The sequence below is a fragment of the Pseudomonas sp. S3_C06 genome (genome assembly GCF_054667675.1).
The window spans coordinates 548969-563401 of record NZ_CP162747.1 but is presented as its reverse complement, the minus strand read 5'-3'; the positions used below and the strand labels follow the sequence as shown (position 1 = coordinate 563401).

The following is a 14433-nucleotide window of genomic DNA, read 5'->3' as shown; positions in this document are numbered from 1 at the left end:
CCTCATGAATACCAGCAACGTGCCTAAATAAACATGCGCTTTTCTTTAACTCTGCGTTTTTTTTGGATTGTCAATAAAAACGCAATAATAGGTAGTTGAATGCTTGACGAAGCGACAGCTATAATCCTCACATCGCCCACAATCACGATCGAAACCATGGATATCTACGGGGCACAAAAACTACACTTTTATGACATAGATGAGGCGTCAGAGCACTTCAAAAGCTACGACAACTTCATGTCGATAGTTCCAGGCTCGAGCGGAATGCTAGATTACGAAAAAAGGTTTTGTGTATTGGGTACGTCATTCGTAAGCCTTTCTTATAGCCCGTCTGGATGGGGATATAGGACATCTAACGAGATGGACGGCTTCTTAATTACAATGCCACATTCCGGCTTTATGCAATGGCGAAACTATAACGGCACTCACAGGGCTGAACGAGGGGCCATTGTTGTAGCTGATCAGAGAGAAATATTTTTTGCAAATTATGCCGCAGACATAAGCTATACAACGATATATCTTTCCAATGCAGATATAGTTAAACAACTTACCTTAATTTTAGGCTACCCGCCTAGAACGCGCATATTTTTTGACAAGAAACTCTGCGAACGCTGGCAAATTAACTCCATTCAAAAGCTTGTGGAAACCATTATGGATTTTGCTGAGAGGTCGCCGATTTTTGTCAGAAAAGTAGCTGACAGTTTAAAAGAGAGTTTAATAGGCTTCTGTCTTTCGAACTTTCACCATAATTATACAATGAATATTCTCGCCCCCGAAAAGAGCATAACGCCTACCCCTCATTCAATCAACAGGGCCGCGGAATACATGGCATCCAGTGTAGATCCTCATTTAACCGTGTGCGAAGTCGCTGCCCATGCGGGCCTTAGCGTTCGCTCTCTACAAATGGGCTTTAGGCAGTTCAAGAACATGACCCCTATTGTTTTTTTGCGCGAGCAAAGGCTAGAAAAAGCAAGGTGTTTGCTCAGCATGGAAGAAAATACGCTCAAACCAAAAGAAATTGCTTACGCCTGTGGCTTTACTAATTACCAGTCTTTCTGTAAATACTATAGCCTTAAATATTTCGTTCATCCTTCGTTCATAGGACGGCCCGTCTACAGCAAAGAATCGTGAAGCAAGATTGCTCCGTAAGGAGTCAGCAAGTTGGGAACCATTTTGGTTACGGCTGGAGGATCAGCAAGCACAAGATGCTCGCCCCGGGGCTATACTGCGGCTGATAAAAGCGCGTGGCGCCTGGTAGGTCTTGCCAAAGTTTGACCAGTTATGACCCGCAAGCACTGCACTAATCAACGCTCAAGGTTGAGACCTAAAGAAAGAAGTCTCTCGATCTTTTTAGTAGCCTCGCGCATCAATAAGGTCAGCATAGGAAGGTCACGCTCACTTTTGCGATATTGAGGAATAGTGGCTGAAACCGACCCTCGAATTTTGCCATCGATAAAATATGGTACTGCCAAGCCGAAGGCTCCGAGCACTCGCTCCCCCTCACCAGTGGCCCAGCCTCTTTCATGAATAACCTTGAGCTCTTGCTTGAGAACTTCACGCGAAGTAATAGTTGCTTCAGTGATTTTTATTAGTTCAATCGAATCGGCTAAATCTTCTCCACAAAAAGCCAAAACCGCCTTACCAGCTGCACCGGCATAAAGTGGTACTTCCACATTTACCTGTAGCTTGTATTGAATCGGGCGCCATCCTTGAATTACATCAAGAAACTCAGCTTTCTTAGATGTGTCGTCGTAGGCGAGGAACGCGATTGTCTCACCAGTTTCTTGGACTAAATCTGACAAAATTGACCGAGTGAGATCCGCAAATGTGCGGAAGTCGCTGCCGATCCTAGAGGCCCATCGATATAGCTTTGAACCCGGGAACAAAGTGGAGTCAGATAATGTAACAATCCCCGCTTGAACTCCAGACTGTATCAGCCGTTTGGCAGTAACCTCATTGCACAAGAGTTGCTCAGGCAATCCCGCAGATTTTTTCAGACCGTCCGGAAAAGCGCATGCCAGTAGCAAGAGTCTTTCGAGACGAGTAACGGTGGACTTAGTCTCCTCAATCAATAAGCTAGGCGCTCGCTGAAGGCTGCCCAAAATTCGAGAATTTACAGTCGCATGTATTTCTTCAGCCACTCGTTGCACATCTGAATCAATATTCGAATTCTTTTTTGCCCCGGCGCTACCGACAGAATGGACGGAGATGGACACGACTAATCCATTCGCAAGACTCTTTGTAGCAATCGACAACGCGCTGGGAAATTCGGCCTCAGATAGCAATCCAAGGTGGTGACACGCACTATGGTCAGACTCTCGTGAATTGCTCAGCACATTTGAATCTGAAGAGTTGCTTTCGATAAATTCAGCAAACTGCCGACCGATATCTCCGAATGTAAGCGGAAATACAACACCCAATTCTGGCTTGAACGTAAGAGTAACTTTAGCCTCGCGGCATGCAGCTACGAAATAGCCGTTACTAGAGGGGCAGTAGATCGAGACGAGCGCAGTGCCTTGTGATGAATCTGCCAGCTCACTCAACAATCCTCCGCTCCGTCCAAGAAGCACACTTGAATCACTGAGCGTCTTGGTAAGGACGTCGATCCGAGGCCCTATGCCGTACTTACCAACTCCAAGCTCACTCGCAAGGCCCACTTCAACCAAGGAGACTAAAATCCGATTAACGGTACTCCGACTCTCCGAAAGCTCTGCCGCAAGCTCTCGAACCCCCCAAGGCTCTCCGCCCGTTCTCCTGACAAGTGCGTCCACTACATCTATCAGCCTGGTATGGCTCGATGCAGGGTGCGCCGGCGTAGATGAGGTAATAGAGCGTTTTGCTTGAGCCATCTTTAGAGAAATCGAGGTTTTGGAGCCCCATTCTGGGGGCAAAAGCTGCCCAACCGCAAATCGCACCTGCCTGTTGACAAGCGTGTCCCGCTTCTAGAATCTAGAAAAAACAAAAGCAGGACGTCGTCCCATTTTTTGAGGAGGCGAACGTCCGCCAACCCGAGGTGCCCATGAACAACAATAACGTAATGGCCGAGCCTATCGTTGAGACCGTTGAAGAGACGGAGCAGACGAGGAAAGCCAAGAAGGCCACGAGGGCCGCTGTATTTGGAACCTTTGTCGAGTATTACGACTTCAGCGTCTACGGGTATGTCGCTGCAACCCTCGCCATGGTTTTCTTTCCTTCAGATGATGCAACGACCGGCCTGCTGAACACTTTCCTCGTGTTCGGCTCTGCTTTCTTGGTGAGGCCGCTCGGCGCTATCGCCTTCGGCTGGCTCGGCGACAAGGTAGGCAGACGCTTCAGTCTTATCGCCAGCATCACCTTGATGGGGGCTGCGGCCACGTTAATTGGCCTGTTGCCCGGCTATGCGCAGATTGGTGTCTGGGCACCGAGTCTTCTGGTCGTGCTGCGCATGTTGCAGGGCTTCTCCGCTGGTGGCGAAATCGGTGGCGCTGCAAGCTACATCCGCGAGTGGGCTCCGCCCAAACGTCGCGCCTTGTACATTTCCTTCCTGCCCTCGATTGCTCAGTTCGGTAAAGGCCTGGCAGCTGCAATTGCAGGTCTGGCTGCGGCGACACTCACAGATCCGGAGATGCTTTCGTGGGGCTGGCGTATTCCGTTCCTGCTGGCTCTGCCGCTGGGAATCATCGGCCTTTACATGCGACTCAGCATTGAAGACAGCCCTGAGTTCGCGTCCAAGAAAAACGATGCTGAAGTCAAGAAAGGCCAGCCTTTCGCTGAGCTGATCCGCGACTTTCGCAAGCCACTAATCAAAGTGATCATGATCGCGATGGTTCAGAATATCGGTACCTACATCGGTACCGTATTCATCGCCGCCTACTTCAGCTCCATCCTGGGGTACTCGAAAGGTGAAGCATCCACCATCGTTCTAATTGCCGTGATTCTTGCCGCGTTCCTGATTCCTCTCGCCGGCCAACTCGGCTCTTATCGCGGCGGTAAGTCCATCCTGCGTTACTCCTACCTGGCCTACGCCGTATTGTCGATACCGTCCTTCATGCTGATGCAACAAGGCTCGGTAAACCTGGCAATGGCAGGTCTCGCCCTCGGCATGATCCCGTACGCATTTTGCCAGGCGGGTACCTATTCGGTGATGCCGGAATTTTTCCCGATGCATATTCGCCACACCGGCGTCGCATTTGGCCACAGCGTAGGCGCTGTCATTGGCGGGGGTTCGGGCCCGTTCCTAGCCACCTGGCTGATTGGCGCAACCGGTAATCAATCCACGCCCGCATTCATTTTGTGCGCTTCAGGTCTCTTGGGGCTGATCGTTATCTCGACCGTTCGTAAAAATGCACCGGCGGCGGGCGATGACGCCAACACCCATCAATTCTCCTAAGGTGATGATCATGCCTTTGATTTATGTGACAAGCCCGATCCATCCAGACGTACTGGAAGCCCTTTCACCTCTGGGTGAAGTTCGACTCGGCTACGGCCCGAATGCAGTTTCCTATGCCGACATCCAACAACAGGTAGATGCCGTATTTCTGCGCGGTGGCCACATCTCTGCGGAGATGATTGCCGACTCCCCGAAGCTTCGGATCGTCGCCCGGCACGGCGCGGGCTATGACAATGTCGACTACAAAGCAGCAGCTGAGCTGGGGGTCTGGGTCACCAACACGCCTGGCGCAAACAGAAGAAGTGTTGTGGAGCACGTATTTGCTCTGCTGCTGGGTATTAGTCGCAAGATTCAACTGGCCACAGATCAGACACGCGACAATATTTGGGCGGCAGATCGACTGTCCCTTACAGGTATCGAGCTCGAGGGTCGCACTTTGGGCTTGATTGGATTTGGCGACATTGGTCGACATGTTGCGCCTGTTGCTGAAGCTTTCGGAATGAAGGTTCTGGCGACTGACCCTGCTTATGATTCGAGCTTCGATAAACGCTTGGTCGATCTCGATACCTTGCTGGCTCAAGCAGACGTGGTGAGCCTCCACGTTCCACTGCAGGCAGGCACTGAGAACCTCATTGGCGGTGCCGAAATCGAGAAAATGAAAACCGGGGCCATCCTGGTTAACACCAGCCGTGGTGGAGTGATCGATGAAGCTGCGGTTGCTGATGCGCTTCGCAGCGGCAAGCTGGGTGGTGCAGGTGTCGACGTGCTGGCTGCAGAAAACATCGACATGATCACACCTTTCAGTTGCAACACATTCCCTGTTTCCGACTTACCTAACCTGCTCGTGACGCCCCATGTTGCCGGTCAAACCAATGAGTCGTTGCTGCGCGTTGGTATGAGCGCGGTAGAGGCGATCTCCGCAGTTTTGCGCGGCGAAGCCCCACTGCACCCAGTCAACAAACCTGCATCCAAGACGTTCAACTAATAGCGCTTTAAACGGAATCACGCCGAGGTCACCATGTTTATCAATGTATCTGATGAAAGCATCACCGTGAGCGAAGATTGGGAGCGCGCGTCCCTTAAACAAATTGAAGAGATATCGCATTACCCAGTCGCATTGATCGGCGATGTCTTGCAGCGCCTAGGAATGATGGCCTCCGCTATCCACCATGTGGCAGGTAAAGCTTCGTTCTACGGAACGGTGCTGCCTATCCTCACTTGGGAGGGTGACAACTTGGCCATCCACAGGGCATTGGATGATGCAAAGCCAGGTGATGTTCTCGTGATCAATGGCAATGGTGAAACCAACCGTGCTGTTTTTGGTGATTTGCTGGGTGAGGTCTGTCTAGCCCGCGAAGTCTCAGCTGTGGTCATCGACGGAGCAGTTCGAGATGTGGAGGAGCTGAGCGTCATGGGTCTGCCGACCTATGCGCGCGCTGTGAATCCAGCCGGCCCATCCAAGTACGGCCCTGGACAGGTCGGTGCGCCTGTCGCGTGCGGCAATGTTGTTTGCAATCCGGGCGACGCAATTTTGGGGGACAAAGACGGAATCATCGTAATCAGTCGCAACTTGGTTCCATCGCTCGCCGAGAAACTCAAGATCCAAGATGGGATCGAGAATAGTTTTAGAGAGAAAGTACGAGCGAGCATTCGCTGAGAGTCGTCGGTGATTACCAGGGCGGTATTATTAACGTCCCCTGAGTAACGCTAAAACATTCAAACTGACCGTCAAGAGCATGCGCACTTTAAGGCGGGTCAAGGTAGCCGCATGCCGGTTGGAGTTTTATCATGATCGCACGGTTGCTACCGTCCAAAAATCAAAACGTGAACTACGACGATTTTGTGAAGCAGCTCGCTAAAGCGGGCTTCCGAGGAGAAGTCGCCTATAGCTATGGCCAGCGGACGGTACTTGCAACTGACAACTCGATTTACCAACGTGTACCTCGAGCAGCAGTATTCCCCGTAGATGCTAAGGACGTCGAGACTCTCGCGAAACTTGCAGCTGATCCCGAGCATAGAGCTGTCGTCCTGACCGCTCGAGGTGGCGGAACGGGAACCAATGGTCAGTCGTTGACCGATGGGATCGTCGTCGACCTGTCACGTCACATGAACAGCATTCTTGAAATCAATGCTAAAGAGCGCTGGGTGCGCGTTCAGAGTGGCGTGGTCAAGGATCAGTTGAATGCCGCGCTGAAACCTTACGGACTGTTTTTCGCACCGGAACTGTCCACCTCCAACCGCGCAACGATTGGCGGCATGATTAACACCGATGCCAGCGGCCAAGGAAGTTGCACCTACGGCAAAACCCGTGATCACGTGCTGGAGCTTTCTACGGTATTGCTTGGCGGTGATTTACTCCTCAGCGGCGTGGTGGGTAAAAGCGCTCTGATGCAAGAAACTGCGCGTCAGGATCGGATCGGTGAAGTTTATCGATGCGCTGTCGGCATTGCGGATAATCAGGCCGATCTGATCGAACGAACCTTTCCGAAATTGAATCGTTGCCTTACCGGCTACGACCTGGCACATCTTCGCGAGCAGGGTGACCGGTTCAACCTCAACAGTGTGCTGTGCGGCTCCGAAGGGTCTCTGGGTTTCATTGTTGAAGCCAAACTCAGCGTCTTGCCGATCCCGAAGTATTCGATCTTGGTCAACGTCCGCTATGCAGGCTTCATGGACGCTTTGCGTGATGCAAAGGCATTGATGCTTCTCAAGCCTTTGTCGATTGAGACAGTGGACTCAAAAGTCCTGATGCTGGCGATGAAGGACATTGTCTGGCACGGCGTCGCTGAATACTTCCCGGAAGATCCAGGCACACCGACCTTGGGCATCAACCTCATTGAGTTCAGTGGCGACGACGAAGCCGCCGTCCAGCAGAGCGTTCATGACTTTGTCTTGCACCTGCAGCGCGATACGTCAGTAGCGCGGCTGGGCCATACGCTCGCCATTGGCGTCGATGCACTCAAGCGCTTTTACGCGATGCGTAAACGCGCGGTTGGGTTGTTGGGCAACGTCAAGGGCGAAGCCAGGCCGCAGCCCTTCGTTGAGGACACTGCTGTACCGCCGGAAAATCTTGCTGACTTCATTCAAGAGTTTCGAGCGCTGCTGGACAGCTATGAATTGCAGTACGGCATGTTCGGCCATGTCGACGCAGGCGTACTGCATGTTCGACCGATCCTCGATATGAAAGACCTGGCCCAGGCAGCACTGATCCGTCCTATTTCCGACGCTGTCGCCGCCTTGACCCAAAACACGGCGGCTTGCTGTGGGGTGAGCACGGGAAGGGATTGAGATCCCAATATGTGCCTGAATACTTCGGCGAGCTTTACCCGGCACTGCAGGATTTAAAGGCGGCGTTCGACCCGTGGAATCAACTCAACCCCGGTAAAATCGCAACGCCGAAAACGCGGCCTGACACTCGGCTGACACGGGTTGACGAGGTTACGTTACGCGGTGAACTCGACCGCACCATTGATGAAAGGGTTTGGCGCAGCTACAACACCGCACTTCACTGCAATGGAAACGGAGCCTGCTATAACTTCGATCCTGATGACGCGATGTGTCCATCTTGGAAAGGCACCCGGAATCGAGTGCATTCACCTAAAGGACGTGCGTCGCTTATTCGCGAATGGCTTAGGCTGCAGGGCCAGCAAGACGTTGATGTAGTGGCGGTCAGTGATCACCTACGATCAACCAACAATTTCACCAGCATCGCCAAACGTGCCATCAACACAGTCGCCCAAAAAATGGGGCAGCAAGACTTCTCCCACGAAGTCTATGAGGAAATGGCTGGCTGCCTGGCGTGTAAATCCTGCGCCGCGCAGTGCCCGGTCAAGGTCAACGTGCCCGAGTTCCGCTCCCGGTTTCTGGAGCTGTATCACAGTCGGTACCTTCGTCCACTCAAGGACTACCTGATCGGCTCGTTGGAATACACGATTCCCTACATCGCTCGTGTCCCACGCCTATACAACTTTGTCATGGGCGCTCGCCCCGTTCGCTTCATCCTTGAGCATGTGGCCGGAATGGTCGATACCCCTTTGCTCAGCATGACCGACTTTGACGCTGTATGCCGTCGATGGGGTGTTGAAATCGCCACCCCTGAGCTTCTATTGACACTGGAGAAAGAACAGCGCGCTCGCAGCGTAATCCTCGTCCAAGATGCTTTTACCCGTTACTTCGAAACCCCTGTGCTATCGGATTGGATCGAACTGGTCTCAAGGCTTGGCTACCAAGTTTACATTGCCCCTTTCGCGCCCAATGGCAAACCACTGAAGGTGCAAGGTTTCATAAAAGCGTTTGAAAAAGCCGCTCATTTCAGCAGTGAAGCTCTTGGTCAGCTTCAGCGCTACGAAATACCGCTTGTAGGACTCGATCCCGCGATGACGCTGGTGTATCGCCAGGAATATTCGAAGACGCTGGGCAGCGACAAAACACCCACCGTATTACTACCTCAGGAGTGGCTCGCCGGCGCGCTTCCACAGGCTCAAAGCGTCAAAGATGCTGCCCCGTATTACTTCCTTCCTCACTGTACTGAAAAGACAAATGAGCCGAGCAGTATCTGCCTTTGGCAGCAAATCTATGAGCGAATGGGGCTCAAGCTGAGCGTTCAAGCCAGCGGGTGCTGCGGCATGTCCGGCACCTATGGGCATGAGACGAAGAACGCAGGCACTTCTATAGTGATCTACAAGCAATCCTGGGCGCCTCTTGTTAAAAAATATAATACTTCTGGCCGATTACTCGCAGACGGATATTCATGTCGAAGCCAAGTGAAACGACAGGACGGAGTAACCGTTTTACATCCATTGCAAGCGCTGCTGGATCTTGTCAGGAGTGCGGCTGCATGAACGCCAAGAGCATTAAGCCTCGGCAGGAGATTTAGTCGACAGCTCGGCTTTTAGTCTCGCTGACGCCCGCCTTACGGCTTGGATTCACTTCGCGAAAAAAAGTACGTCGATATTCAGAAGGCGACGTGCCTAGGTGAACGCCGAATTGTTGTCTCAGCGATAAAGGCGTTCCGAACCCCGCCTCCCCGGCAACACATTCGATTGGCAGGTCAGTTGTTTCCAATAGTTCTTGAGCTCTAGCAACGCGTTGCGCATTTAGCCATTTCGAAACGGTACTCCCTGTCGCCTCTTTGAATCGCCGCGTAAATGTGCGCCTGCTCATTTTCGCCATGTCCGCAAGCACATCCAGCGACAGATCGTTGGTCAGGTTTACTCGAGCCCATGCCATTACATCAGACAGATAAGTTTCGCTAGATAGCTGCGGTACAGGATGTTCAACATATTGCGCTTGCCCACCTTGCCTGTGTGGTGGCGTTACGAGCATTTTCGCGGTGCGGTTCGCAACATCAGCGCCAAGACGCTGGCGTACCAAGTGAAGGCAACAATCAATTGCCGCCACAGTACCCGCCGAGGTGATGATGTTACCGGCACAGACATATAGAACCTCGGGTCTAAAGCGCACTTCAGGGAACCGTCGCGCAAACTCTTCTCGGGCGGCCCAGTGGGTGGTTGCTTCCTTGCCATCAAGCAACCCAGCATCTCCAAGGACGAACGAGCCCAAACATAACCCGACTATCAGCTTGCCTCGGGAATTGGCGCGCTGGAGCGCCGTCACCAGTTGCGCGGATGCAGGTTCTAATTGATCGCCCCACGCGGGAACGACGATTACGTCAGATTCCTCCATCAGTTCCAATCCATGAGTGACAGCGAGGTCAATGCCTTGGTCGCTAGTCACCATTCCCGTGCTCTCTGCAAAATAACTCACTACGTACTGAGGCTTGCCAGGTGCGGATTGAGCAGTCCCCAGCACCATTCCAGGAACGGAAAGATGAAACAGACTGACGCCTTCAAAAGCCAGAACGGCAACGCGTATGGATTGCATAAAATATGCCTCAGGTTGATCGCCTAAATAAGCGCGCATTCGAGCAGCAAGGGCTTCATTCGCCGTATCTCACATCTACAATGATCGGCTGGCCCAATTATATCGAAATATGTCATTCAGGCCACTGTCGTGGTGCTACGCAGTCGGCAAGAATGAATCTCTCGATGCATTAATAGGATCAATCCAATGACTTTAAGAAAACTTCGTCTTGTCCTCAGCCTCGCTTGCGCTACCGCCAGCACATGGGCGTTTGCCAATACTGATGTCTCGTCAGCACCAATCACCGCCCACAAAGTGGACTTGCAGCAAATTCGTAACGCAACGGTCAAAATCACTTATGGGGACACCACGTTTCTAGTCGATCCGATGCTTGCAAAAAAAGGAGCCTACCCAGGATTTGAAAATACCTACCGTAGCAATCTCCGTAATCCAATGGTCGATCTCACCGAATCGCCAGCCGAAGTTATCGCTGGTGTAGATGCGGTCATCCTCACCCATACCCATCTCGATCATTGGGATGAAGCTGCGCAGAAAGCGCTGCCTAAAGACATCCCGCTGTTCACGCAACACGAAGACGATGCCAAGCTGGTTCGTTCCCAAGGCTTCACAAATGTGAAGGTACTGAAGGATGAAACTGAATTCGGTGGAGTGAAACTCACCAAGGCAGGCGGACAGCACGGTACAGACGAAATGTATGCTGTGCCCCCACTCGCAAAGCTTTTGGGTGAGGCCATGGGCGTTGTTTTTCAAGCCCCTGGCTACAAGACCGTCTACCTTGCCGGTGACACCATTTGGCGTAAGGAGGTTGATCAGACCATTCAGAAATACCATCCAGAAGTCATCGTGCTCAATACAGGTAAAGCAAAGGTGAATGGATTCGATAGTGCGATCATCATGGGTGAAGACGACGTCCTGCATGCGTCCCAGGCGGCGGCAATGGCGAAGATAGTCGCCGTGCATATGAATGCAATCAACCATACCTCGCTGACACGTGAAGCACTACGAACCTACGTCAAGGAGCAAGGAATCGAAAATCGCGTAGATATTCCAGAGGACGGCGCTTCACTGGAATTTTGACTTAAACCTTCTTGGGTCGGGATTAAAGCTCTTTAAGCGCGATCCCAGCTCAATATTCAAATCATTGGATAATCGACGGGAGACCCTCATGAAACGAGGTCTTGTAGTAGTTGACCTACAAAACGAATATCTACCAACCGGAAAGTTGCCTTTAACCGGCATCGACGCAGCTGTAGAGAATGCTATCCGGGTCATCAGCCACGCGCGCGATACGGGTGTTCCTGTTTTTCACATTCGGCATGAGTCCGCTGAAGATGCTCCGATCTTCGCAAAGGGATCGAGTGGTGCGGAAACTCAACCAGACGCAGTTCCGCAAGGTAATGAAGTCGTAATCGTAAAAAAACATATCAACGCATTCAGGGAAACGAATCTGAAGCAGCAATTAGAAGCCGCTGATGTCAATGAAATCGTGGTCATAGGTGCAATGAGCCACATGTGCATTGACGCCGTGGTACGTGCAGCAGCGGACATGGGTTATCCGGTGACTGTGTTGCATGATGCGTGCGCCACATTGGATCTCACCTTTCGTGGTGTTTCCGTACCTGCCACTCAGGCGCATGCGGCAATAATGGCCGCGTTCGAGTTCGGCTACGCCACTGTTCAGTCTGTGGACGAGTATCTATCGGCCTGACTAAGCGACTGTAAGTCTTGGGGCCCTAGGGCCCCTTGTCGTTTCCATACAGTATTGCGTGAAAGTAAACGAATCCTCTCCCTATCGGTTTTGGAATGGGCCCAGACGCGTATGGAGCAAGCAACGAGTTCTAACACTGCGCAGCGCTCACCCCCCTATCTAATGGCATTCCAAGTCATTTCCGATTTACTGTCGTGCAGGTCTGACGCAATGAAAGTAACTAGAAAAAAAATAGAAGACCGTGTAAGTCATCCTCGCTTGGTGATTCAAGTGATATTGTGCTTAGTGGCATTCGCGGCAAACTCAGTATTCTGCAGACAAGCGTTGATGGAGGGGCAGATTGACCCTGAGTCATTTACGATGATTCGATTGCTCAGCGGTGGGCTTTTTTTGCTGATGCTAACCAAGATTCGCAATTCCAGATTAACTGTCGGTGGCAGTTGGAAGGGAGGCCTTTTCCTTTTCGTATATGCCTATCTCTTCTCAATCGCTTACGTTCAGCTAGGTGCAGGCATGGGCGCTCTGATTTTGTTCGGTGCAGTGCAGGTAACAATGTTTATTTTCTCGTGGGTTCAAGGAGAACGCTTTCATAAGAGGATGGTGATCGGCATGCTGATTGCTTCTTCCGGCTTGTTCATGTTGTTGCTACCTGGCACCAGCTCCCCTCCTTGGGATGGTGCGCTGCTAATGACAATTTCCGGTGTGGCATGGGGTGCCTATTCGCTGCTCGGAAACGGCGCTGCGAATCCACTTGCCCAGACCACCGGCAACTTTGTGAGGTGTCTTCCATTCATGCTCATACTTGGTACAGCCATGTTGTACGGAAACGCTCTTCAGATCAGCGCTCCTGGAGTGATGTATGCGCTTGCTTCAGGTGTCTTGGCATCAGGCTGCGGTTATGCGCTCTGGTACAGCACAATTAAGCACATTAGCTCTCAACAGGCCGCCACTCTCCAGCTAAGCGTTCCGATAATCGCTTCGCTTGGAGGTATACTGGTTTTGAATGAGCCTATATCGCTGCACCTATTGTTGATCTCAGGCATCGTACTGGGGGGTGTCGCGATGGCGCTACTGCCAAAACGTGAGCGCAGCGAATCTGGTCAAAAGCAATGAGAACCGATTCTCAACTCACTTTGATGCCTTACACACTCCAAGCCCACCAGGGTAGTTCGCGATCGCCCATCTTATCCCAAGAAATGACGCGAGTAACTTGAGATACCTCAGACTTTCTTTACTTACTCAATCGTCTCGTAAGGGAGTCCCACGTAGTTTTCTGCGATAGTCCGACGCCCCGCTTCAGAGCGCACAAAATAGTCGAGCTCGGCCTGCTTAATTCGCTGCCCAAAATCATCATTACCTGGGAAGCGATGCAGTATTGAAGTCATCCACCATGAGAAACGCACAGCCTTCCAGATTCGACGCAAACAAACTTCAGAATAGCGTTCGAGAAGATCTGTACGGCCTTCTTGATAAACCTTCAAAAGAATGCGGCTGAGTGTGCTCACATCGCTGGCCGCAAGGTTAAGGCCTTTTGCACCGGTTGGAGGCACAATATGCGCCGCATCACCCAGCAGAAAAAGGGCTCCGTACTGCATAGGCTCAACGACAAAACTGCGAAGTGGAGCGATACTCTTTTCAATGGACGGGCCAGTTATGAGCCTGTCAGCGGTTTCTGCAGGGAGCCGTTTTTTCAACTCCTGCCAGAAACGATCGTCAGACCAAGCTTCGACTTTTTCATCGCTAGGTACCTGAATGTAATAGCGGGTGCGCGTAGGTGACCGCATACTGCATAAAGCGAAACCGAGTTCATGGCTGGCATAGATGAGTTCAGCACTCACGGGAGGTGTATCCGCTAACACCCCTAACCAGCCGAATGGATAGACACGCTCAAACTCCTTAAGAACCCCATCCGGGATAGTCTTTCGCGACACACCATGGAATCCATCGCAGCCTGCGATGTAGTCACAGTCCAAGCGAACAGTCGATCCATCATGATCGAAGGTGATGTAAGGCGCCGTGGATTTTATATCTTTCGGCTGTACGTTCGTGGCGTTGTAGTAAGTAATGCCTGCGCTGGAGCTTCTAGCCTCCATTAGATCCCTAGTAACTTCGGTCTGACCGTAAACCATTACAGTTTTACCATTGGTCAAACCTTTAAGGTCTATATGCTCACTACGCCCATCGAACGCTAATTCAAATCCGTCATGAACGAGACCTTCGCGATCCATTCGTTCGGCAACACCCGCTTGTCGCAGCAAATCGACAGTCCCTTGCTCAAGCACGCCCGCACGGATACGCCCCAGGACATAGTCAGGATTCTGCCGTTCGATAATGACATTATCAATGCCAGCCTTTAGGAGCAGTTGACCAAGCAAGAGACCAGAAGGGCCAGCACCGATAATTGCAACTTTTGTTCTCATTTTTTTGTCCTAAGCGGGTGAATGCCACCATGGCGATTCTTCTTATTTCCGTT

Annotated in this window: 10 protein-coding genes and 2 pseudogenes; 8 read left to right on the top strand and 4 right to left on the bottom strand. The window is 51.7% G+C overall.

The window, feature by feature from the left end; genetic code table 11:
* Positions 1–99 precede the first annotated feature (99 nt).
* Complete coding sequence (locus AB4N44_RS02350) at positions 100–1131, top strand: helix-turn-helix domain-containing protein (protein ID WP_460110431.1); 1032 nt, start codon at positions 100–102, stop codon at positions 1129–1131.
* 173 nt (positions 1132–1304) lie between these two features.
* Here the strand turns inward: AB4N44_RS02350 and AB4N44_RS02345 are convergent, their stop codons facing one another.
* Together AB4N44_RS02345 and AB4N44_RS02340 are read right to left on the bottom strand one after the other, a co-directional pair.
* Positions 1305–2543, bottom strand: a complete 1239-nt coding sequence (locus AB4N44_RS02345) for an IclR family transcriptional regulator (RefSeq protein ID WP_460111638.1) — start codon at positions 2541–2543, stop codon at positions 1305–1307.
* A 159-nt stretch (positions 2544–2702) separates the two neighbouring features.
* Positions 2703–2849, bottom strand: a pseudogene (locus tag AB4N44_RS02340) (hypothetical protein); the annotation flags it as partial.
* 170 nt (positions 2850–3019) lie between these two features.
* Between AB4N44_RS02340 and AB4N44_RS02335 the strand changes: the two are divergent.
* From AB4N44_RS02335 to ydiJ, 4 genes and pseudogenes are all read left to right on the top strand, one after another.
* Positions 3020–4369: an MFS transporter gene (locus AB4N44_RS02335; RefSeq protein WP_460110432.1), complete on the top strand. Its 1350-nt coding sequence runs from the start codon at positions 3020–3022 to the stop codon at positions 4367–4369.
* Between the two features lie 10 nt (positions 4370–4379).
* Entirely contained in the window at positions 4380–5354 is a 975-nt protein-coding gene (locus AB4N44_RS02330) for a hydroxyacid dehydrogenase (protein WP_258638187.1), read from the top strand.
* A gap of 33 nt (positions 5355–5387) precedes the next feature.
* Positions 5388–6026 (top strand): RraA family protein, encoded by a 639-nt coding sequence (locus AB4N44_RS02325; protein WP_460110434.1) that lies wholly within the window; start codon positions 5388–5390, stop codon positions 6024–6026.
* A 131-nt stretch (positions 6027–6157) separates the two neighbouring features.
* A pseudogene (ydiJ, locus tag AB4N44_RS02320) lies at positions 6158–9210 on the top strand (D-2-hydroxyglutarate dehydrogenase YdiJ).
* Between the two features lie 31 nt (positions 9211–9241).
* Here ydiJ and AB4N44_RS02315 read toward each other — a convergent pair.
* Positions 9242–10252 (bottom strand): GlxA family transcriptional regulator, encoded by a 1011-nt coding sequence (locus tag AB4N44_RS02315; protein ID WP_460110436.1) that lies wholly within the window; start codon positions 10250–10252, stop codon positions 9242–9244.
* Positions 10253–10438: 186 nt separating this feature from the next.
* Here AB4N44_RS02315 and AB4N44_RS02310 point away from each other — a divergent pair, with 186 nt between their 5' ends.
* From AB4N44_RS02310 to AB4N44_RS02300, 3 genes are all read left to right on the top strand, one after another.
* Positions 10439–11329, top strand: a complete 891-nt coding sequence (locus tag AB4N44_RS02310; RefSeq protein ID WP_460110437.1) for an MBL fold metallo-hydrolase — start codon at positions 10439–10441, stop codon at positions 11327–11329.
* Between the two features lie 88 nt (positions 11330–11417).
* On the top strand, positions 11418–11960 hold the full coding sequence (locus AB4N44_RS02305; RefSeq protein ID WP_460110439.1) for a cysteine hydrolase family protein: 543 nt from the start codon (positions 11418–11420) through the stop codon (positions 11958–11960).
* A 210-nt stretch (positions 11961–12170) separates the two neighbouring features.
* A complete protein-coding gene (locus AB4N44_RS02300) occupies positions 12171–13073 on the top strand; it encodes a DMT family transporter (RefSeq protein ID WP_460158167.1) in 903 nt (300 codons plus the stop codon).
* Positions 13074–13195: 122 nt separating this feature from the next.
* On the opposite strand, the gene pobA is transcribed toward AB4N44_RS02300, so the two are convergent.
* Entirely contained in the window at positions 13196–14380 is a 1185-nt protein-coding gene (gene pobA, locus AB4N44_RS02295) for a 4-hydroxybenzoate 3-monooxygenase (protein WP_460110440.1), read from the bottom strand.
* Positions 14381–14433 lie beyond the last annotated feature (53 nt).

Bases quoted from the DNA above. Each gene is read 5' to 3' on its own strand.
- AB4N44_RS02335 (WP_460110432.1), top strand. From the start codon at position 3,020: ATGAACAACAATAACGTAATGGCCGAGCCTATCGTTGAGACCGTTGAA.
- AB4N44_RS02330 (WP_258638187.1), top strand. From the start codon at position 4,380: ATGCCTTTGATTTATGTGACAAGCCCGATCCATCCAGACGTACTGGAA.
- AB4N44_RS02310 (WP_460110437.1), top strand. From the start codon at position 10,439: ATGACTTTAAGAAAACTTCGTCTTGTCCTCAGCCTCGCTTGCGCTACC.
- AB4N44_RS02305 (WP_460110439.1), top strand. From the start codon at position 11,418: ATGAAACGAGGTCTTGTAGTAGTTGACCTACAAAACGAATATCTACCA.
- AB4N44_RS02325 (WP_460110434.1), top strand. From the start codon at position 5,388: ATGTTTATCAATGTATCTGATGAAAGCATCACCGTGAGCGAAGATTGG.
- AB4N44_RS02350 (WP_460110431.1), top strand. From the start codon at position 100: ATGCTTGACGAAGCGACAGCTATAATCCTCACATCGCCCACAATCACG.
- pobA (WP_460110440.1), bottom strand. From the start codon at position 14,380: ATGAGAACAAAAGTTGCAATTATCGGTGCTGGCCCTTCTGGTCTCTTG.
- AB4N44_RS02315 (WP_460110436.1), bottom strand. From the start codon at position 10,252: ATGCAATCCATACGCGTTGCCGTTCTGGCTTTTGAAGGCGTCAGTCTG.
- AB4N44_RS02300 (WP_460158167.1), top strand. From the start codon at position 12,171: ATGAAAGTAACTAGAAAAAAAATAGAAGACCGTGTAAGTCATCCTCGC.